The organism is Kitasatospora sp. NPDC018058 (genome assembly GCF_044327205.1).
In the GTDB taxonomy this organism is placed as follows: Bacteria; Actinomycetota; Actinomycetes; order Streptomycetales; family Streptomycetaceae; genus Kitasatospora.
On sequence record NZ_JBIRFA010000001.1, the window covers coordinates 487,868 to 509,250 of the forward strand.

11 protein-coding genes are annotated in these 21,383 nt (G+C 72.3%); 1 reads left to right on the forward strand and 10 read right to left on the reverse strand.

What is annotated here, in order from left to right; all coding sequences use genetic code 11:
• Positions 1 to 9 precede the first annotated feature (9 nt).
• The 8 genes from pyk to ACH4E7_RS02215 form a co-directional block, all read right to left on the reverse strand.
• Positions 10 to 1,437, reverse strand: a complete 1,428-nt coding sequence (gene pyk, locus ACH4E7_RS02180) for a pyruvate kinase (protein ID WP_396247070.1) — start codon at positions 1,435 to 1,437, stop codon at positions 10 to 12.
• A 94-nt stretch (positions 1,438 to 1,531) separates the two neighbouring features.
• Entirely contained in the window at positions 1,532 to 2,770 is a 1,239-nt protein-coding gene (locus ACH4E7_RS02185; RefSeq protein WP_396247071.1) for an acetate kinase, read from the reverse strand.
• A 126-nt stretch (positions 2,771 to 2,896) separates the two neighbouring features.
• Positions 2,897 to 5,026 (reverse strand): phosphate acetyltransferase, encoded by a 2,130-nt coding sequence (gene pta / locus ACH4E7_RS02190; protein ID WP_396247072.1) that lies wholly within the window; start codon positions 5,024 to 5,026, stop codon positions 2,897 to 2,899.
• A gap of 136 nt (positions 5,027 to 5,162) precedes the next feature.
• The gene (locus tag ACH4E7_RS02195) at positions 5,163 to 5,846 is read right to left on the reverse strand and encodes a hypothetical protein (protein ID WP_396247073.1); all 684 of its coding nucleotides are present in this window, start codon (positions 5,844 to 5,846) and stop codon (positions 5,163 to 5,165) included.
• Between the two features lie 46 nt (positions 5,847 to 5,892).
• Positions 5,893 to 8,190 carry a 1,4-alpha-glucan branching enzyme gene (gene glgB / locus ACH4E7_RS02200; RefSeq protein ID WP_396247074.1) on the reverse strand — a complete coding sequence of 766 codons (2,298 nt, stop codon included), beginning with the start codon at positions 8,188 to 8,190 and terminating at the stop codon, positions 5,893 to 5,895.
• 78 nt (positions 8,191 to 8,268) lie between these two features.
• Positions 8,269 to 9,759: a maltokinase gene (locus tag ACH4E7_RS02205; protein WP_396247075.1), complete on the reverse strand. Its 1,491-nt coding sequence runs from the start codon at positions 9,757 to 9,759 to the stop codon at positions 8,269 to 8,271.
• A 254-nt stretch (positions 9,760 to 10,013) separates the two neighbouring features.
• Positions 10,014 to 11,738 (reverse strand): maltose alpha-D-glucosyltransferase, encoded by a 1,725-nt coding sequence (gene treS, locus ACH4E7_RS02210; protein ID WP_396247076.1) that lies wholly within the window; start codon positions 11,736 to 11,738, stop codon positions 10,014 to 10,016.
• Positions 11,735 to 13,690 carry an alpha-1,4-glucan--maltose-1-phosphate maltosyltransferase gene (locus ACH4E7_RS02215; protein ID WP_396247152.1) on the reverse strand — a complete coding sequence of 652 codons (1,956 nt, stop codon included), beginning with the start codon at positions 13,688 to 13,690 and terminating at the stop codon, positions 11,735 to 11,737. Before ACH4E7_RS02215 ends, treS begins: the two co-directional genes overlap by 4 nt.
• 1,085 nt (positions 13,691 to 14,775) lie before the next feature.
• Between ACH4E7_RS02215 and glgP the strand changes: the two genes are divergently transcribed.
• Positions 14,776 to 17,517 carry an alpha-glucan family phosphorylase gene (glgP, locus tag ACH4E7_RS02220; RefSeq protein WP_396247077.1) on the forward strand — a complete coding sequence of 914 codons (2,742 nt, stop codon included), beginning with the start codon at positions 14,776 to 14,778 and terminating at the stop codon, positions 17,515 to 17,517.
• A gap of 135 nt (positions 17,518 to 17,652) precedes the next feature.
• Here glgP and ACH4E7_RS02225 read toward each other — a convergent pair whose 3' ends face one another.
• Together ACH4E7_RS02225 and ACH4E7_RS02230 are read right to left on the reverse strand one after the other, a co-directional pair.
• Positions 17,653 to 19,500 (reverse strand): ABC transporter ATP-binding protein, encoded by a 1,848-nt coding sequence (locus tag ACH4E7_RS02225; protein WP_396247078.1) that lies wholly within the window; start codon positions 19,498 to 19,500, stop codon positions 17,653 to 17,655.
• Complete coding sequence (locus tag ACH4E7_RS02230; protein WP_396247079.1) at positions 19,497 to 21,335, reverse strand: ABC transporter ATP-binding protein; 1,839 nt, start codon at positions 21,333 to 21,335, stop codon at positions 19,497 to 19,499. Before ACH4E7_RS02230 ends, ACH4E7_RS02225 begins: the two co-directional genes overlap by 4 nt.
• Positions 21,336 to 21,383: the final 48 nt, after the last annotated feature.

The window sequence follows — 21,383 nt, forward strand, 5'->3', positions numbered from 1 at the left end:
ACCTGGGCGTCACTCGCCGTGGCTGCCCAGGCGGTGCACCTGCACCATGTTGGTGGTGCCGGGGATGCCGACCGGGACGCCGGCGGTGACGATGACGGTGTCGCCCGCGGTCAGCTGGCCCATCTTCAGCAGCTCACGGTCGACCTGCGCGACCATCGCGTCGGTGGTGGCCACCTGCTCGGTGACGTACGACTCGACGCCCCAGCTCAGCGAGAGCTGGTTGCGGGTGGCCGCGTCCGGGGTGAACGCGATCACCGGGATCGGCGAGCGGTAGCGGGACAGCCGACGCGCGGTGTCACCGGACTTGGTGAACGCGATCAGCGCCTTGCCGTTCAGGAAGTCGCCCAGCTCGCACGCGGCGCGGGCGACCGAGCCGCCCTGGGTGCGCGGCTTGCGGCCCGGGTTGAGCGGCTGGAGGCCCTGGGAGACCAGCTCCTCCTCGGCCTTCTCGCAGATCCGGCTCATGGTGCGGACGGTCTCGACCGGGTACTTGCCGACGCTGGACTCGGCGGAGAGCATCACCGCGTCGGTGCCGTCCAGGATGGCGTTGGCGACGTCGGAGACCTCGGCGCGGGTCGGGCGCGAGGCGTGGATCATCGACTCCATCATCTGGGTGGCGACGATGACCGGCTTGGCGTTGCGGCGGGCCAGGGTGATCAGCTGCTTCTGGACCAGCGGCACCCGCTCCAGCGGGTACTCGACGGCCAGGTCGCCGCGGGCGACCATGATGGCGTCGAAGGCGAGGACGATCTCCTCCATGGCCTCGACGGCCTGCGGCTTCTCGATCTTGGCGATGACCGGCACCCGGATGCCGACCTCGTCCATGACCTCGTGGACGTCCTTGATGTCGTCCGCGTTGCGGACGAAGGACAGGGCGACCATGTCGACGCCCAGACGCAGCGCGAAGCGCAGGTCCTCCTTGTCCTTCTCGGACAGGGCGGGCACGTTCACGGCCGCGCCGGGCAGGTTGATGCCCTTGTTGTTCGAGAGCACGCCGCCCTCGACCACCACGGTCTTCACCCGCGGGCCGTCGACGCTGACGACCTCCAGGGCGATGACGCCGTCGTTGATCAGGATCGGGTCGCCGGGCTTCACGTCGCCGGGCAGGCCCTTGTAGGTGGTACCGCAGATGTGCTGGTCACCGGGGACGTCCTCGGTGGTGATGGTGAACTCGTCGCCGTTGTCGACGGTCACCGGACCGTTGGCGAAGGTCGCCAGACGGATCTTGGGACCCTGGAGGTCGGCCAGGACGCCGATGGCCTTGCCGGTGTCCTCCGAGACCTGGCGGACCTTTCGGTACCGCTCCTCGTGGTCCGCGTGGTTGCCGTGGCTCATGTTCAGGCGGGCGACGTTCATGCCCGCCTCGACGATGGCCTTCAGCTGTTCGTAGGAGTCCGTCGCCGGACCCAGGGTGCAGACAATTTTCGCTCGGCGCATATGGGTCAGTCTATCCGTTCGTGTTATAGGTGCATTCGGCACGAATCGCGGGGAATCGCCGACGAAGGATTCCGAGGAGTGAGACGACGATGTGTCAGTCCTCGGACTGCCCGCTCCCGGACCGCCCACCCTCCCGGTGCACCAGGGCGAAGGCCTGTCGGGCGATCTCCAGCTCCTCGTCGGTGGGCACCACCGCGACCGCCACCCGGGCGAACGCGGGGGAGATGATCCGGGGCTCGCCGGAGCGCACCGAGTTCAGCTCGGGGTCCACGGCGATGCCCAGCTCGTCCAGTCCCGCGGTGGCCGCCGCGCGCACCGGCGCCGCGTTCTCCCCGACGCCCGCGGTGAACGCGATCGCGTCCACCCGGCCGAGCACCGCGTAGTAGCCGCCGATGTACTTGCGCAGCCGGTGGATGTAGGCGTCGAAGGCGAGCCGGGCGTCCGCGTCCCCCGCGTCGGCGCGGCGCATGATCTCGCGCATGTCGTTCTCGCCGCACAGGCCGCGCAGGCCGCTGCGGCGGTTGAGCAGGTCGTCGATCTCGTCGACGGACAGCCCGCCGACCCGGTGCAGGTGGAACACCACGCCGGCGTCGATGTCACCCGAACGGGTGCCCATGACCAGGCCCTCCAGCGGGGTCAGGCCCATCGAGGTGTCCATGCAGCGCCCGCCGCTGACCGCCGAGGCGGAGGCGCCGTTGCCCAGGTGCAGCACGATCACGTTGACCTCGGCCGGGTCCTTGCCGAGCAGCCGCGCGGTGGCCCGCGAGACGTACTGGTGCGAGGTGCCGTGGAAGCCGTAGCGGCGCACCCGGTGCTCGTCGGCGACGGCCTTGTCGATCGCGTACCGGGCCGAGTACTCGGGCATCGAGGAGTGGAAGGCGGTGTCGAACACGGCCACCTGCGGCAGGTCGGGCCGCAGCGCGCGGGCCACCTCGATGCCGGTGATATTGGCCGGGTTGTGCAGCGGCGCGACCGGGATCAGCCGGCGGATCTCCTTGAGCACCTCGTCGGTGATCACGGTGGGCTCGGTGAACCGCTTGCCGCCGTGCACCACCCGGTGGCCGATCGCGGCCAGCTCGGGGGAGTCCAGCCCGAGGCCGTCGGCGGCCAGCTCCTCGGCGACGGCCTTCAGCGCGGCCGAGTGGTCCGGGAAGACCTGCAGCACCTCGCGCGGCTCGCCCGAGCGCGGGGTGTGCGCCAGCCGGCCGCTGGACTCGCCGATCCGCTCGACCAGCCCGGAGGCCAGCCTGGCGCCGTCCAGCATGTCGATCAGCTGGTACTTGACCGACGAGGAGCCGGCGTTCAGCACGAGAACGCGCGTACCTTCACTCATGCGCCCACCTCTCCCCCAGCCTGCGGCCGGGGGTACCCCCACCGCTCGGCGGTCGCTTCGCGGAACACGCACCTTCTGATGATTCTCCCCCAGCCTCCGGCCGGGGGACCCCCATGCTGCGCTCGCTCATGCGCTCGGCTCCTTGTGGTCCTGCGACTGGATGGCGGTGATCGCGACGGTGTTGACGATGTCCTGCACCAGCGCCCCGCGCGAGAGGTCGTTGACGGGCTTGCGCAGCCCCTGCAGCACCGGGCCGACCGCCACCGCGCCGGCCGAGCGCTGGACGGCCTTGTAGGTGTTGTTGCCGGTGTTGAGGTCCGGGAAGATCAGCACGGTCGCCCGCCCGGCCACCGGCGAGCCCGGCAGCTTGGTGGCGGCGACGTGCTCGTCCACCGCCGCGTCGTACTGGATCGGGCCCTCGACCAGGATGTCCGGGCGCAGCTCGCGGACCAGCTCGGTGGCCTTGCGGACCTTGTCGACGTCCGCGCCCGAGCCGGAGGTGCCGGTGGAGTACGAGAGCATCGCGATCCGCGGCTCCACCCCGAACTGGGCGGCGGTGGCGGCGGACTGGATCGCGATGTCGGCCAGCTGCTGGGCGTCCGGGTCGGGGTTGACCGCGCAGTCGCCGTACACCAGGACCTTGTCGGCCAGGCACATGAAGAAGACGGAGGAGACGATCGAGGCGCCCGGCGAGGTCTTGATCACCTCGAAGGCGGGCCGGATGGTCGCCGCGGTGGAGTGCACCGCGCCGGAGACCATGCCGTCGGCGATGCCCTCCTGGACCATCAGGGTGCCGAAGTAGGAGACGTCGGTGACCACGTCCAGGGCCAGTTCGACGGTCATCCCCTTGTGGGCGCGCAGCCGGGCGTACAGCTCGGCGAACTGCCGGCGCAGCGGGCTGGTGGTCGGGTCGACGAGGTGGACCTGGGCGCGGTCGGCGCCCGGCTCTTCCTGCGGGAGGTCGATGCCCAGGCTCGCCGCCTTGCGGCGCACCGCGTCGACCTCGCCGAGCAGGGTGAGGTCGCAGATGTTGCGGCGCAGCAGGATCTCGGCCGCGCGCAGCACCCGCTCCTCAGCGCCCTCGGGCAGTACGACGTGCCGGCGGCCGGCCCGGGCGCGCTCCAGCAGCTCGTGCTCGAACATCATCGGGGTGACCCGCTCGGACCGGCCGACCTCGATCCGGTTCGTCAACTCGGCAGTGTCGACGTGCAGTTCGAACAGGCCGAGGGCGATCTCGGCCTTCCGGGGGCTGGCCGCGGTGAGCTTGCCCTCCAGGTGGGTCAGGGTGGCGGCGGTGGGCCAGCTGCCCTCGGGGACGACCGCGACGGGGGTGCCGGGGGCGAGCCGGGCGGCGAGCGCCATCACGTTCGGGCCGGGGTGCTGGCCGAGGGTCAGCAGCACGCCGGCGATCGGCGGGGCGCCGGCCGCGTGGGCGGCCAGCGAGCCGATCACCAGGTCGGCGCGGTCCCCGGGGGTGACCACCAGGGCGCCCTCGGTCAGCGCGTCCAGGAAGGTGGGCAGCATGGCGCCGCCGAACACGAAGCCGCGCACGTCCCGGGCCAGGCCGGCGGCGTCGCCGAGCAGCACGTCGGCGCCGGTCGCCTCGACCAGCTGGGCGACGGTCGGCGCGGCCAGGGCCGGCTCCTCCGGGATGACGTAGGCGGGGATCGGCAGCTTCTCGGTGAGGGTGCGCTGGATCCGCTGCTTGGCGCTCGGCGCGGTCCGGTTGGCGATCATCGCCAGGGTCTCGCAGCCGAGGTCGGTGTAGGCCCGGTGGGCGTTGCGGACCTCGGCGATCACGGCCTCCGGGTCCTTGCCCTGGCCGCCGACCACCGGCAACACGGCGGCGCCGAACTCGTTGGCGAGGCGGGCGTTGAAGGCCAGTTCGTCCGGGATGTTGGTGTCGGCGAAGTCGGTGCCGAGCACCAGCACCGCCTGGCAGCGCCGCTCCAGCGCGCGGAAGCGGTCGACCAGGGTGGAGACCAGCTCGTCCTGCCCCTGGGCGGCCTGCAGCGCGGCGGCCTCCTCGTAGGTGAGCCCGTACAGCTCGGGGCCGGGCAGCTCGATCCGGTACCGGCCGCGCAGCAGTTCGACCACGTGGTCCGAGCCCGGCTCGCCGGGGGCGTCCGCGTGCACCAGCGGGCGGAACACCCCGACGCGGTCCACCTGGCGGGTGAGCAGTTCCATGACCCCGAGTTCGACCGCCTGCCGGCCGTCCCCCCGGTCGATACCGGTCACGTACACGCTGCGCGCCACGTGGGTGTCTCCGTCCCGTCGTCTCGGAAGGTGGTCATATCGACCATACCTTCGCACCCCGTACGGCCGTCCGCGAGCAGAGTCGGACAAGGGAGGCAAGGGGCGAAGGTCACGCCGGGAGGCGGGGCGGTGGACCTCAGGGCTGGGCGCTGACGAGCTCCGAGCCGGACAGCTCCACCGTCCTCCCGCTGACGAAGACCTCCGACACGCGCCGGTCCACCAGCCAGTCGTGCGGATGCACGAGGGCGCCGTTGCGGCCGGGGGTCCAGCCGTCGGCGGCGAGCGCGGCCCGCAGGCGGGCCTCCACCTGGTCGGCCGACAGGCCGGTGGTGCTGCCGATCGTGAGGGTCCGGGAGCAGTAGTTCGAGCCGCAGCCGCCCTTGGTGCCGGTGGCGTGCTCGATGGTCAGCCCGGGTGGCAGCGGCACCTCGGCGAGACTCGGGAAGAAGGCGTCGTAGGCGACGAGTTGATAGAGGAACGTGATGGCCGTCCCGACCAGGGCATGGGCGCAGATCGCGACGGCGGCGCCGACGACGGGGTTCACGCCCCCCTTCTCCGGCCGCGGGCCGCGCAGCCGCCGCTCGCCCAGCACGCCGGCCAGGATCACCAGGCCCGCCGCGAACGGGTACCCGGCCTCCACTTCGGCCGTGGCGCGGGTGAAGAACCACTCGCGCTCCAGGCCGACCAGGACGGTGGCCAGGCCCGCGAGGATGCCGAATACCGCGGCCCCGAGCGCCCGGGTGCGAACCACCGCTGCCCAGCAGGCGACGGGCACCAGCAGGTAGACCCACCCGAGTACCGTCCACTCCGACACGAGCAAGCCCCCCGCCTGCCGACGATCAGTCTCAGGCGGGGAGCCTAGAGGCTCAGGCCGGGCGGAGCCAGAGAGTGGCGAGCGGGGGCAGGACCAGTTCGGCGGAGCGGGGCTGGCCGTTCCACTCGGCGGAGTCGGCCTTGACCGGGTGGGAGTTGCCGACGCCGCTGCCGCCGTAGGTCTCGGCGTCGGTGTTCAGCACCTCCTCCCAGAGTTGCTCGCGTCCGCCCAGGGCGGGCAGGCCGACCCGGTGGCCGTGCCGGACCACCGGGGAGAAGTTGCAGACGGCGACCAGCGGGGTGCCGTCGGCGGCGTACCGAACGAAGGAGAGCAGGTTGTCCTCGGCGGCGCCGCCGTCGAGCCAGCGGAAGCCGTCCGGGGTGGTGTCGAGCTCCCAGAGGGCGGGGGTGTCCCGGTAGATCCGGTTGAGGTCGCGGACCAGTCGGCGCACGCCCAGGTGGTCCTGATGGGCCGGCCACTGCTCGTCGAGCACCCACCACTGCGGGCCCTGCTCGTGTTCCCACTCCCCGCCCTGGGCGAACTCCTGCCCCATGAACAGCAGTTGCTTGCCCGGGTGGGACCACATGAAGCCCAGGTAGGCGCGGTGGTTGGCGCGCTTCTGCCACCAGTCGCCGGGCATCTTGGAGACCAGGGCCTGCTTGCCGTGGACGACCTCGTCGTGCGAGATCGGCAGGATGTAGTTCTCGGAGTAGGCGTACACCATCGAGAAGGTGATCTCGTTGTGGTGGTACTTGCGGTGCACCGGCTCCTTGGACATGTAGACCAGCGAGTCGTGCATCCAGCCCATGTTCCACTTCAGTCCGAAGCCCAGGCCGCCGGCGTCGGTGGGGCGGGTGACGCCGTCCCAGGCGGTGGACTCCTCGGCGACGGTGATCACGCCGGGGCAGCGGCGGTAGACGGTGGCGTTCATCTCCTGCAGGAACGCGGCCGCGTCCGGGTTCTCCCGGCCGCCGTACTGGTTGGGCGTCCAGGCGCCGCTCTCGCGGGAGTAGTCGAGGTAGAGCATCGAGGCGACCGCGTCCACCCGCAGGCCGTCGACGTGGAACTCCTCGCACCAGTAGACGGCGTTGGCGACCAGGAAGTTGCGCACCTCCTTGCGGCCGTAGTCGAACTCCAGCGTCCCCCAGTCCGGGTGCTCGGCGCGCAGCGGGTCGGCCGGCTCGTACAGCGGCTCGCCGTCGAAGCGGGCGAGCGCGAAGTCGTCCTTGGGGAAGTGCGCGGGCACCCAGTCGACGATCACGCCGATGCCGTGCTGGTGCAGGGTGTCCACCAGGTACCGGAAGTCGTCGGGGCCGCCGAGCCGGGCGGTGGGGGCGTAGTAGCCGGAGACCTGGTAGCCCCAGGAGCCGCCGAAGGGGTGCTCCATCACCGGCATGAGCTCCACGTGGGTGAAGTTCAACTCCTTGAGGTAGCCCGGCAGTTCCTCGGCGATCTCGCGGTAGGTGGTGAGCTCGGGCCGCCAGGAGGCCAGGTGCAGCTCGTACACCGACATCGGCGCGCGGTGGTGCGCGCGGGCCCGGCGGGCCATCCACTCGCCGTCCTGCCACCGGTGGTCGGAGGAGGTGACCACCGAGGCGGTGCCGGGCGGGCACTGGGCGGCCCGGGCCAGCGGGTCGGCCTTGTCGAGCACCCAGCCCTGCCGGGTGTGGATCTCGTACTTGTACGTGGCGCCCTCGGCGAGGCCGGGGACGAACAGCTCCCAGACCCCGGAGGAGCCGAGCGAGCGCATCGGGTGCCCGGTGCCGTCCCAGTGGTTGAAGTCGCCGATCAGCCGGACCCCGGCGGCGTTAGGCGCCCAGACCGCGAAGGCGGTGCCGGTGACGCCGCCGACGGTGCGCACGTGCGAGCCGAGCGCCCGCCACAGCTGCTCGTGCCGACCCTCGGCGATCAGGTGCAGGTCGAGCTCGCCGAGGGTGGGCGCGGTGCGGTAGCCGTCGTACTGACGCAGCGGCTCGCCGCCGGGGTAGGTCACCAGCAGGGTGTAGTCCGGGAGTTCGCCGCCCGCCAGCAGGCCGGTGAACAACCCGCCCTGCTGGTGGGTGAGTTCGGCCGGGCCCTGGGCGGTCTCCACCACCACCCGCTCGGCGAACGGGCGCAGCACCCGGATCGCCGTCCCGCCGTGCACCGGGTGCGCGCCGAGCAGCGCGTGCGGGTCGTGGTGCTGCCCGCCCACCAACCGGTCCACCTCGGCCGGCGGCAGCGGCGCCTCGGGGAGGCGCAGTGCCCCGACGGAGGCGTCCGCTGGAGCATCCGAGGGAGCGGAGGCCCCGGCCGGGGAGGTGGCCGGAGCGGGGCGGGTGGGGCGGCCGGTCGGGTCGAGCGGCGTCACGGCGTGGTCCTCCTGCGGCGGGGGGTGGGCGTACGGCGGGGCTGGGTGGACTTCGGGCGGGGCGGGGGGAGCGCGGGGTCAGACGGAGAGGGCGAGCCGGTTGATCGCGGCCAGCGGGATCGGCAGCCAGCTGGGCCGGTGCCGGGCCTCGTAGACCACCTCGTACACCGCCTTGTCGATCTCCAGCGCCCGCATCAGCTCCGGCGAGGCGGCCGGGTCGGCGCCGCCCCCGGCGGTGTAGCCGGCGCAGAAGGCGGTGCGGTTGCGCTGGGCCCAGGCGGCGGCGAGGTGGGCCAGCTCCGGGTCGACCGGGCCGCCGGCCAGCAGGTGGGCGGCCGCGTAGTCGAAGGAGCGCAGCATCGCGGCGACGTCGCGCAGGGCGGGCTGCGGCTCGCGGCGCTCGTTGACGGACTTGGCCGGCTCGCCCTCGAAGTCCAGCAGCACCCAGCCGTGCGGGGTGCGCATGGCCTGCCCGAGGTGCAGGTCGCCGTGGATGCGCTGGACCGGCAGGCCGTCCGGGTGGGCGTCGGCGAGCTGCTGGAAGGCGGTGCGCAGCGCGGCCCGGAACCGCAGCAGCCCGGGGACGGCGGCGACCGCGCTGTCCAGCCGGTCGGCCATCGCGGTGGCGAGCCGGCCGGTCTGGGTGCGGTCGAGCCGGGCGACCGGCATCGAGCGGGCCAGCACCCGGTGCACCTCGGCGGTGGCCCGGCCGAGCCGGTGCGCCTCGATGGCGAAGTTGCCGGGGGAACGGTCGCCCTTGAGCCGGCCGACCTGGTCGAGGGCGAGCTCCCAGCCGTCCTCGGCGTCCGGCAGGTAGCGCTGGAGCAGCCCGAGGGTCGCGGGCTCGGCGCGTTCCATCCGGCTCTCGAACCAGGCGGCGACCCGGGGGATGCGGGTGGAGCCGGCCCGGGAGAGGGCGAGCGAGAGCTCCAGGTCGGGGTTGGTGCCGGGGTGGATACGCCGGAACAGCTTGAGGATGTACGAGGTGCCGTAGATGACCGAGCTGTTGGACTGCTCGGCGGTGGAGGCGCGGCCGGGGAGGTTGGCGGGCAGTCCGGAACCGGGGGTGCGGCGGAAGGAGAGCGAGCCGAAGCGGTCGCCGGTGGCCAGGTGTTCCAGCAGCCGGCCGGTGAGCTCGGGGTCGTGCACCGCGTCGTAGAGCGAGGCGCCGTCGTACGGGCCCTGGCTGAGCCGGCCGAGCACCGCGCTGGGTTCGATGTCCGCGGGGCCCTGTGAGCGGATGCCGAGCAGGAGTTGGTAGATGTCGCCGTGCGGGGCGCCGACCGTGGTGGCGTGCTCGACCCGCAGCAGCAGGTGCAGCAGGGCCGGGTCGCCGACCTGTAGCGGGGTTCCGACCACCGGGGTGAGCCCGGTGATGGGCCGTCCCTTCCCGGCGTACCAGCGCTGGGTGGGGAGCCACTCGGCGATCAGCGGCAGGGCCGCCTGGACGAGCTCGCTGACCCCCAGGGCGGTTCTCCGGACCCCGGTGCCCCGCGCGCCCGCCGGCGCGGCGGAACCGGCCGGGGCGTCGTGCTGCACATGGGCTTGAGAACGGGAGGTTTCGGACATGACTCCCTTTCCCCGGAAGCACGCGGACTGCCCGACGGGTCGTGGCCGGGTCCGTCAGTCTTCCGGATTTCAGCGGCGCGGCGGTCGCGACACCCGAGCACGGCTCGGGTGTCACGCCTTCGTGTGGGTGGCCGTTGGGCTGTTCTCCGTACGCGGCGGTGCAGAGAACTCCGGGGGCGCGGGGGTTCAACTCGCGCCCCCGGAGGGTCTGGTGGTGCTGTGTGGACCGGTGTGCGGCGGGGCGTGGCGGATCGTTACTTCGAGCGCCTGGTCCCGCTCAGGCGCGGGGGCTGCCGGAGCTGGAACCAGTAGAAGCCGTGCCCGGCCAGCGTGAGCAGGTAGGGCCACTCACCGATCGACGGGAAGCGCACCCCGCCGATCAGCTCGACCGGGTACCGCCCGCCGTACCGCCGCAGGTCCAGCTCGGTCGGCTGCGCGAACCGCGAGAAGTTGTTCACGCACATGACCAGGTCCCCCTCGTACTCGCGCACGAAGGCCAGCACGGCGGGGTTGCTGGACGGCAGTTCGGTGTAGGTGCCGAGGCCGAACGCCGGATTGAGCTTGCGGATCTCGATCATGCGACGCGTCCAGTGCAGCAGCGAACTCGAACTGCTCTGCTGCGCTTCGACGTTGGTCACCTGATAGCCGTACACCGGGTCCATGATGGGCGGCAGACTGAGCCTGCCCGGGTCGGCGGAGGAGAAACCCGCGTTGCGGTCCGGGGTCCACTGCATCGGCGTGCGCACGCCGTCCCGGTCGCCCAGCCAGATGTTGTCGCCCATGCCGATCTCGTCCCCGTAGTAGAGCACCGGCGAGCCGGGCAGGGAGAGCAGGAGGGCGGTGAACAGCTCGATCTGGTTGCGGTCGTTCTCCAGCAGCGGGGCGAGCCGGCGGCGGATGCCCACGTTGGCGCGCATCCGGGGGTCCTTGGCGTACTCCGCGTACATGTAGTCGCGCTCCTCGTCGGTGACCATCTCCAGGGTCAGCTCGTCGTGGTTGCGCAGGAAGATGCCCCACTGGCAGCCGCCCGGGATCTGCGGGGTCTTGGCGAGGACCTCGGACACCGGGTAGCGGGACTCCCGGCGCACCGCCATGAAGATCCGCGGCATCACCGGGAAGTGGAACGCCATGTGGCACTCGTCGCCGCCCCCGGCGAAGTCGCCGAAGTAGTCGACGACGTCCTCCGGCCACTGGTTGGCCTCGGCGAGCAGCACGGTGTCCGGGTAGTCGGCGTCGATCTCCTTGCGGAGCCGCTTGAGGAACTCGTGGGTCTCCGGCAGGTTCTCGCAGTTGGTGCCCTCGCGGGCGAACAGGTACGGCACCGCGTCCAGTCGGAAGCCGTCGATGCCGAGGTCGAGCCAGAACCGCAGGCCGGCGATCATCTCGTCCTGGACCCTGGGGTTGTCGTAGTTGAGGTCCGGTTGGTGTGAGAAGAACCGGTGCCAGTAGTACTGCTTGCGGACCGGGTCGTAGGTCCAGTTGGAGGTCTCGGTGTCGACGAAGATGATCCGGGCGTCCGGGTACTGCTTGTCGTCGTCGGCCCACATGTAGAAGTCGCCGTACGGCCCGTCCGGGTCCTCGCGGGAGGCCTGGAACCACGGGTGCTGGTCGCTGGTGTGGTTCATGACGAAGTCGATGATCACGCGCATGCCGCGGGCGTGCGCGGCGTCGACGAACTCCATGAAGTCGGCGAGGTCGCCGAACTCCGGTAGCACCGACTTGTAGTCGGCCACGTCGTACCCGCCGTCGCGCAGCGGCGAGGCGAAGAACGGCGGGAGCCAGAGGCAGTCGATGCCGAGCCACTGGAGGTAGTCGAGCTTGGCCGTGAGCCCCTTGAGGTCCCCGACCCCGTCGCCGTTGCTGTCCTGGAAGGACCGCACCAGCACCTCGTAGAAGACCGCACGCTTGAACCACTCGGGGTCCAGGTTCTTCTTCGAGGTCTCGGGGAAGGTGTCGGGGACGGGCTCGTTCACTGTCACGCTGGGTTCCTCCGAACCGTGAGGAGGTGAGCCGGCTCGGCTGAGGGGTCGAGCCGGACGTAGTTGTGCCGGCCCCAGGTGTAGGCGGCGCCGGTGAGCTCGTCGTGCACCATGTACGGGCCGTCGCCGTCGAGGCTGACGGTGGCCTCCTGGACGTGGTGCGGGTCGAGGTTGACCACCGTGATCACGTGGTCGGTCAGGCCCTCGGGGGTGGTCGCGGTCTTGGAGTAGGCGAGCACCTGCTCGTTGTCGGTGGGGTGGAAGCGCAGGTCGCGCAGCTGCTGCAGGGCGGGGTGGCGCCGGCGCAGCCGGTTCAGCACGGTGAGCAGCGGGGCGAGGGTGTCGGTGCGGTTCCAGTCGCGCGGGCGCAGCTCGTACTTCTCCGAGTGCAGGTACTCCTCGGAGCCCGGGTGGGCCGGCTCGTCCTCGAACAGCTCGTAGCCGGCGTAGACGCCGTAGCTGGGGGAGAGGGTGGCGGCGAGCACGGCGCGGAGCGCGAAGGCGGCGCGGCCGCCGTGCTGCAGGAAGGAGTGCAGGATGTCCGGGGTGTTGGCGAAGAAGTTGGGGCGCATGTGGGCCGCCGCGTCACCGGTGAGTTCGGTGAGGTAGTCGGTGAGTTCGGTCTTGGTGTTGCGCCAGGTGAAGTACGTGTACGACTGGTGGAAACCGATCTTCGCGAGGGTGTGCATCATCGCCGGGCGGGTGAACGCCTCCGCCAGGAACACGACATCCGGGTCGGTGCGGGCGATGTCGCCGAGCACCTTCTCCCAGAACATCACCGGCTTGGTGTGGGGGTTGTCGACCCGGAAGATCCTGACGCCGTGGGACATCCAGAACTGGAGGATCCGGATGGTTTCCTTGACGATTCCATCCATGTCCTGATCGAAGTTGATCGGATAGATGTCCTGGTACTTCTTCGGCGGGTTCTCGGCGTACGCGATGGTGCCGTCCGCGCGGTGGCTGAACCATTCCGGGTGCTTGTTCACCCACGGGTGGTCGGGGGAGCACTGGAGGGCGAAGTCCAGCGCCACCTCCAGGTTCAGCGCCCGGGCCTCGGCGACGAAGTGGTCGAAGTCCTCGATGGTGCCGAGGTCCGGGTGGACCGCGTCGTGGCCGCCCTCGGGGGAGCCGATCGCCCAGGGCGAGCCGACGTCGTGCGGACCGGCCGTCAGAGTGTTGTCCGGGCCCTTGCGGAAGGCTCGTCCGATCGGGTGGACCGGCGGCAGGTAGACCACGTCGAAGTCCATCGCGGCCACCGCCGGCAGCCGCTCGGCGGCGCTGCGCAGGGTGCCCGAACGCGGCGGCTCGACCCCGTTCGGGTCCACCACCGCGCCCTCCGAACGGGGGAAGAACTCGTACCAGGAGCCGAACAGCGCGCGCTCCCGGTCCACCTGCAGCGGCAGCGGACGGGAGGCGCTGAGCAGCTCGCGCAGCGGGTAACGGGCCAGCAGCTCCAGCACCTCGGGGGCGAGCGCGGCGGCCAGCCGGGACAGCGGCGGCAGCCCCGGGTCGCGCAGCGCGTCGGCGGCGGCCAGCACGTGCGCCCGGCCCTCCTTCTTCGGCACACCGGCGGCGGCCTGCTCCAGCAGTCGGGCGCCCTCCTCCAGCACCAGCGCGGTGTCGATCCCGGCCGGCAGTTTGATCGAGGCGGCCTTGCGCCAGGTGGCGATCGGGTCGCTCCACGCCTCCACCAGGTACGACCAGCGGCCGGGCGCGGTCGGGGTGACGTGCGCGCCCCAGCGGTCGGTGCCCTCGGCGAGCTCGCGCATCGGCGTCCACGGGCCGCTGCGGCCGCGCGGGTCGCGCAGCACCACGTTGGCGTTGACGGCATCGTGGCCCTCCCGGAAGACGGTCGCGGTCACCGGGAAGGTCTCGCCGACGACGGCCTTGGCCGGGCGGCGGCCGGCGTCGACGAGGGGGCTGACGTCCAGGACGGGGATGCGGCCGATCACGGTGTCGCTCTCTGTCGTCTTGCGGGCGGAGGGCTTGGTGGCGGTCTTGGCGGTGCTGCTCCTGGTGGTGCCGCTCTTCGCGGCGGTGCTGCTCTTCGCGCCACCCTTGCGGGCAGCGGCCTTCGCGGCGGGAGCGGTCGAGGCGGCGGCCTCGGGGTCGGCGGCCCGTCGGGTGGTGGGCGTCGCGGTGGCGGCGGTGCGGCGCGTGGTGGTGGTGCGCCTGCGCGGTGCCGCGCTCCGGCCCTCCTCGGCCCCGGGTTGTCGGGCTGCTGCGGAGGGCTGTGCTGTGGCTTCGGAGGATTCGGTACCGACCGCCACGGACGCCCTGGGCGACGGCATCGCCGGGTCTGTCCGAGTGTCAGAATCCATCCGTCCGGTGGATTCCGCGACCGCTGCGTCGAGGGTTTCGGCCACCGGTGTGGACTGGTCCCGCGTGTCGCCGTGCATGCCAAACTCCTGCCCGAGATCGGCGGCAGCTCCCGCGGGCCGGGGGGTCGGGCCAGGGGAGTACCGGGAGGACTGCTGGGTGGGGAGGACGTGCGACCGGAATCCTGCCCGCGCCGTTGTCCCCGGCAACCTGCCCGGCGCCCGCCGCGCCGGTGGCGGGGCACCCCGGAGCCCGTGCGCGTCCCGGCGCACGCCGCCAGGGGCACGCCCCTGGCGGCCCGGTCCACCCGTGAACGAGTCGACCGAGGGCGAGGACACGCGTCACCGCGCGGTGAGCGCCGAACGGGTTAAGGAAGAAGGGGAACGATCAACGCGAAACGGATTCGGACGTGCTGCTTCACGGTGACGGGAGGCGTCCCCGCAGCACCGACGACCTTCGGTCATCCTCGCATCGGGGACGGGGTTTTCGCAGCGGTACGACAGTAGTTTCGGGCTTTGTCCGGAGTGGATGAGCAACCGGAAATGGATCTGTTCCGCAGAGTTCACGTATTGGTAGCGCGACGCCCCGGAATGTGCGCCGCGCGCGCCCCCTGTGCAGACCAGTGCGCCGAATGCGATCTCATCAATAGGCCGAACGGATGCCCAATAGCCCACTTGACCCACTGACAGGGCGATCCCGAAGACTACGCTTCACGCCTGTGAAGGCAATCCGCAGATTCACCGTCCGCACCGTCCTGCCCGAACAACTCCAGCCGTTGCACGAGCTGGCCCTCAACCTGCGCTGGTCCTGGCACCCCGAGACCAGGGACCTCTTCCGGTCCGTGGACCCGGAAGTCTGGGCCGCGACCGGCGAGGACCCGGTGCGACTGCTCGGGGAGGTCCCGGCCGCCAGGCTCGCCGCGCTCGCCGCCGACCGGCGGTTCCTGCGCAGACTCGGCGACCTCGCCGACGACCTGCGCGAGTACCTCACCGGGCCGCGCTGGTACCAGACCCGGCTGGAGGCCGACGCCACCCCGCCGCCCGCCGCGATCGCCTACTTCTCGCCCGAGTACGGCATCGCCGCCACGCTGCCCCAGTACTCCGGCGGCCTCGGCATCCTGGCCGGCGATCACCTCAAGGCGGCCAGCGACCTCGGCGTGCCGATCATCGGCGTCGGGCTGTTCTACCGGCACGGCTACTTCCGCCAGTCCCTCGACCGGGACGGCTGGCAGCAGGAGCGCTACCCGCTGCTGGACCCGGACGAGCTCGCGGTCAGCCTGCTCCGGGAGGCCGACGGCACCCCCAGCCGGGTCGACCTCGTCCTACCCGGCGGCCGCACCCTGGCCGCCCACATCTGGAAGGCCCAGGTCGGGCGGGTCCCGCTGCTGCTGCTCGACTCCGACATCGAGGCCAACTCGCCCGCCGAACGGAGCGTCACCGACCGGCTCTACGGTGGCGGAAGCGAGCACCGGCTGCTCCAGGAGATGCTGCTCGGCATCGGCGGCGTCCGGGCCGTGCGTGCCTACTGCCGGCTCACCGGCCACCCCGCCCCCGAGGTCTTCCACACCAACGAGGGACACGCCGGCTTCCTCGGCGTCGAACGCATCCGCGAGCTGATCGCCGCCGGCCCGGCCGAAACCGACACCGCCGGCCTGGACTTCGCCGCCGCCCTGGAGTCCGTCCGGGCCGGCACCCTGTTCACCACCCACACCCCCGTCCCGGCCGGCATCGACCGTTTCGACCGCGAGCTGGTCGCCCGTCACTTCGGCGGCGACGCCGCGCTGCCCGGCGTCCCGGTCGAGTCGGTGCTCGGGCTCGGCGCCGAGACCTGGCGCGGCGGGGACCCGAAGCTGTTCAACATGGCCGCCATGGGCCTGCGGCTCGCCCAGCGCGCCAACGGGGTCTCCACCCTGCACGGCGAGGTCAGCCGCTCGATGTTCAACGGCCTCTGGCCCGGCTTCGACCCGGCCGAGGTGCCGATCACCTCGGTCACCAACGGCGTGCACGCCGCCACCTGGATCGACCCGGCGGTGGTCCGCCTCGGCGCCGCCGAGCTCGGCGTCGACCGCGCCGAGGAGGCGATGACCACCGGCGAGACCCAGCGCTGGACCGGCCTGGAGCGGATCGGCAACACCGAGATCTGGGACCTTCGCCGCAGCCTGCGGGCCCAGCTGGTGGACGAGGCCCGGCGCCGGCTGCGCGCCTCCTGGCGCCAGCGCGGGGCCGGCGAGGCCGAGCTCGGCTGGGTCTCCTCGGTGCTCGACCCCGACGTGCTCACCATCGGCTTCGCCCGCCGGGTGCCCTCGTACAAGCGGCTCACCCTGATGCTGCGCGACCCGGACCGGCTGCGCGCCCTGCTGCTGCACCCCACCCGGCCGGTGCAGATCGTGGTCGCCGGCAAGGCCCACCCGGCCGACGACGGCGGCAAACGGCTGATCCAGCAGATGGTCGCCTTCGCCGACGACCCGGCGGTGCGGCACCGGATCGTCTTCCTGCCGGACTACGACATGGCGATGGCCCAGCACCTCTACCCGGGCTGCGACGTCTGGCTGAACAACCCGCTGCGCCCGCTGGAGGCCTGCGGCACCTCCGGGATGAAGGCCGCGCTCAACGGCTGCCTCAACCTGTCCGTCCTGGACGGCTGGTGGGACGAGTGGTACGACGGCCAGAACGGCTGGGCGATCCCCACCGCCGATGAGGGCGGCGGCGTGCTCGACCCGGAGAGCAGCGAGGCCGAGCGGCGCGACGACATCGAGGCCGCCGCGCTGTACGACCTGATCGAGGAGCAGGTCGCCGGCCGGTTCTACGACCGGGGCACGGACGGGTTGCCGCACCGCTGGATCGCCATGGTCCGGCACACCCTGGTCACCCTCGGTCCCAAGGTGCTGGCCGGGCGGATGGTGCGCGAGTACGTGGAGCGACTGTACGCCCCGGCGGCGCTGGCCGAGCGGGAGCTGAGGGTGGAGCTCCCGCCCCGGGCCGAAGGAGGCGTCGGCGCAGGGGCCGAGCGCCCGGAGGCGGGCGGGCGGGTCACGGCCGCCCGTGAGCTGGCGCTCTGGAAGGCGAAGGTCCGGGAGGGCTGGCCGGCCGTGCGGGTCGAGCACGTCGAGGCCGACTGCCCGGCTGAGACGCAGGAGCTGGGCAGTTCGCTGGCGCTGCGGGTGCAGGTCGCGCTCGGGTCGCTGGAGCCGGGCGACGTCGAGGTGCAGGTGCTCTCCGGCCGGGTGGACGAGAGCGACGGCATCTCGGACGCCTCGGTGCTCGCCCTCAAGCCGGTCGGCGGTCCGGACCTGGACGGCCGCACCCGCTACGAGGGCTCGCTGGAGCTCTGCCGCACCGGCCCGTTCGGCTACACCGTCCGGGTGCTGCCCGCGCACCCCCGGCTGGCCTCCCCGGCCGAGCTGGGGCTGGTCGCCCTCCCGGCGGAGTCGGCGGGGATGGACGCGGGGCTGCTGCGCTGACACCCGCGGGTCCCGACACCGTCCGCTGGGGCTGCCGGGGGACGGCGGCCCGGCCGCGTTCCCAAGGGGTGGCGGCCCGGCCGGGTGCGTGACGGCGCACCCGGCCGGGCACATTCGTGGGCCCGGTGACAGGCACTAGACCAGGCTGTCCCGCCAGGCCTGGTGGAGGGCGGCGAAGCGGCCGGAGCCGTCGATCAGTTCCTGCGGTGAGCCGTCCTCGACGATCCTGCCCTGGTCCATCACCAGGACGCGGTCGGCGATCTCCACGGTGGAGAGCCGGTGCGCGATGATCACCGCCGTCCGGCCGGCCAGCACGGTGCGCATCGCCCGCTGGACCGCCTGCTCGCCGGGGACGTCCAGGGAGCTGGTGGCCTCGTCCAGGATCAGCACGGCCGGGTCGGCCAGCAGGGCGCGGGCGAAGGCGACCAGCTGGCGCTGGCCGGCCGAGATCCGGCCGCCGCGCTTGCGCACATCGGTGTCGAAGCCGTCCGGGAGCGCGGTGATGAACGCGTGGGCGCCGATGTCGCGGGTGGCCTGCTCGACCTCGGCCCGGGTGGCGCCGGGGCGGCCGATCGCGATGTTCTCCGCGACGGTGCCGGAGAAGAGGAAGGACTCCTGGGTCACCATCACCACCCCGCGCCGCAGTTCGGGGGTGGCGAGGTCGCGCAGGTCCACCCCGTCCAGCCGGATCCGGCCGTCGGTCGGGTCGTAGAAGCGGGCCAGCAGCTTGGCGACCGTCGACTTGCCCGCGCCGGTCGCGCCGACCACCGCGACCGTCTGCCCGGCCGGGATCAGCAGGTCGAAGGGCGGCAGCACCTCCTTGCCGGTGCGGTAGGCGAAGCGGGTCCGCTCGAAGGAGACCTCGCGGCCCTTGCCGAGGGCCTGCGGAAGCTCCGCGGGCTCGGCCGGCTCGGCGACGGTCGGCTCGTGGGCCAGCAGGCCGGCGATCTTCTCCAGTGCCGCGGCGGCGGCCTGGTAGCTGTTCAGGAACATCGCCAGCTGGTCGATCGGGTCGAACAGGCGGCGCAGGTAGAGCACGAAGGCGGTGAGCACGCCCAGCTCCAGCGCGTCGTCCACCACCAGGTAGGCGCCGAGCAGGACGACGCCGGTGGTCCAGAGGTTGGCGGTGGCGCGGGAGAGGCCGACGTAGCGGGCGAGCTCCAGGAACCCCTCCGCGTTGGCGGTGGAGGACTGCGAGTTGACCACGGCGAAGGCGGCGTCGTTGCTCTTCTCGCGGCGGAAGGCCTGCACCGGGCGGATGCCGTTCATGGTCTCGGTGAAGCGCACGATCATCGAGGCGGCGGCGGTCCGCGAGCGGCGGTAGACCCGGCGGGAGCGGGTGCGGAAGGAGTGGGCGATCAGGGCCAGCGGCAGGATGGAGAGCAGCGAGGCCAGGCCGAGCCGCCAGTCCAGCACCACCAGCAGCACCGAGATGTAGCAGACCGACAGGAAGACGGTCAGCAGCTCCTGGAGGCCCTCGGAGAGCAGCTCGCGCAGCGCGTCGATGTCGCTGGTGGCGCGGGAGATGATCCGGCCCGAGGTGTAGCGCTCGTGGAAGTCCAGGCTGAGCCGCTGGGCGTGCCGGAAGATCCGGCCGCGCAGTTCCAGCAGGATGTCCTGGTTGATCCGGGCGCTGATCTTGATGAACGCCCACTGCAGCAGCGGGCTGAGCAGCGCGCAGAAGAGGTAGCCGGCGACCACCGCGATCAGCGGGCCGGAGTCGTGCTCGCGCAGGGCCGGGATGCCGCGGTCCATCGCCACGGCGACCAGCAGCGGGCCGGACTGCAGCGCGGCCTGCTGGACCAGGATCACCACCATCGCGGCGGCGATCCGGGCCCGGTGCGGGCCGAGCAGTGAGCGCAGCAGTGCCCTCGGCGCGCCGGGCGGGACGGGGATGTCCTCCTCGTCGCCCGGGGGCGGGGGCAGCTCCTCCTCGACCGGCTCGACCGGTTCGGCCTGGGCGGGCTGGGCGGTGGTGGTCATCGGGTGTGCCCCCTGTCCGAGGTGAAGGGGTCGTCCGAGGCGAAGGGGCCGTCCGGCACGAGGACGGCCCCGCCCGACATCAGTTCGCGGTAGTGCGGACAGTCGCGCAGCAGCTCCTGGTGGGTGCCGACGGCCTCGATCCGGCCGTCCGCGAGCACCGCGACCCGGTCGGCGAGCAGCACGGTGCTGGGGCGGTGGGCGACCACCAGGGCGGTGGTGGAGCCGAGCACCTCGCGCAGCGCCCGCTCGACCAGCGCCTCGGTGTGCACGTCGAGGGCGGAGAGCGGGTCGTCCAGGACGAGGAAGGCCGGCTCGCCGACCACCGCACGGGCCAGTGCGAGGCGCTGGCGCTGGCCGCCGGACAGGCTCAGGCCCTGCTCGCCGACCTCGGTCTCCACCCCGGCCGGGAGCGTGTCGACGAAACCGGCCTGGGCGGTGGCGAGGGCGGAGCGCAGCTGCCGCTCGTCCGCGCCGGGGGCGCCCATCAGGACGTTCTCCCGGACGGTGGCGGAGAACAGGGTGGGCTCCTCGAAGGCCATCGCGACCAGTTCGCGCAGCTTCTCCCGGGGCAGCTCGCGGACGTCCCGGCCGTCCAGGGTGATGCGGCCGGCGGTGGCCTCGTACAGCCGGGGGAGCAGCGCCGTGAGCGTGGTCTTGCCGCTGCCGGTGGCGCCGACCAGGGCCATCGTCTCGCCGCTGCGGATGTGCAGGTCGATGCCGGCCAGCAGGTCGGGGCTGTCAGCGGGGGCGTCGGGGTAGCGGAAGCGGACGCCGGTGAAGCGGATGCCGTCCGAAGCGCCGAGCTCGGTGGCGGTGCCCGGGTCCTCGGTCTCGGGTTCGTCCATGACCTCGAAGAAGCGGTCGGTGGCGGTGGCGGCCTCGTTGGCGTAGGCGAGCAGCCAGCCGAGCGACTCGACCGGCCAGCGCAGCGCGAGCGCGGTGGAGAGGAAGGCGACCAGGGTGCCGGCGCTCAGCTCGTCGTGGGCGACCAGGTAGGCGCCGACGGCCAGGGCGCAGCCGAGGGCGAGCTCCGGCAGGCCGACGATCACCGCCCACAGGTTGGCGAGCAGATGGGCCTTGCGCAGTTCGGTGCGGCGTAGTTGGTGCGACTGTTCGCGGAAGTGCTCGGCCATCGAGCGGTGGCGGCCGAAGGCCTTGAGGATGCGGATGCCGAGGATGGACTCCTCGACCACGGTGGCGAGGTCGCCGTTCTGGTCCTGGGCGCGCCGGGCGGCGCCGGAGTAGCCGGACTCGAAGCGCCGAGTGAGGACGAACAGCGGCGCGGCGGGCAGCAGGACGATCAGGGCGAGCCGCCAGTCCTGGGTGAACATCACCACGGTGCCGGCCAGGAAGGTCACCGAGTTGACCACCAGGAACACCAGGGGGAAGGCCAGGAAGAGCCGCATGGCGTTCATGTCGGTGGTGGCCCGGGAGAGCATCTGGCCGGAGCCCCAGCGGTCGTGGAAGGAGACCGGCAGCCGCTGGAGCTTGGCGTAGAGGTCGGCGCGCATGGCGGCTTCCAGCCGGCCCAGCGGGCGGGAGAGGACCACCCGGCGGGTGTAGAACAGCGCGGCCTCGACCATGCCGAGGAGCAGCAGCAGGCCGACCGGCGGCCAGAGGCCGGCGAGGTCGCGCTCGGCGAGCGGGCCGTCGATGATCCGGCCGAGCACCACCGGGACGGCGAGGGTGCTGAGCATGGCGAGCGAGGCGGCCGACACCGAGACGGCGAGCCGGCCGCGCACGGCCCGGGCGTAGGGCCACAGGCGCAGCAGGGAACGGACCGTGGAGCGGTGGCTCCCGGTCACGACGTCATCGTCTTGTCGGTTCTCGGCCATCGCGGCGAGGGTAGGCAGAGAGCCCGTCACTTCTCATCCGGTTTTTCG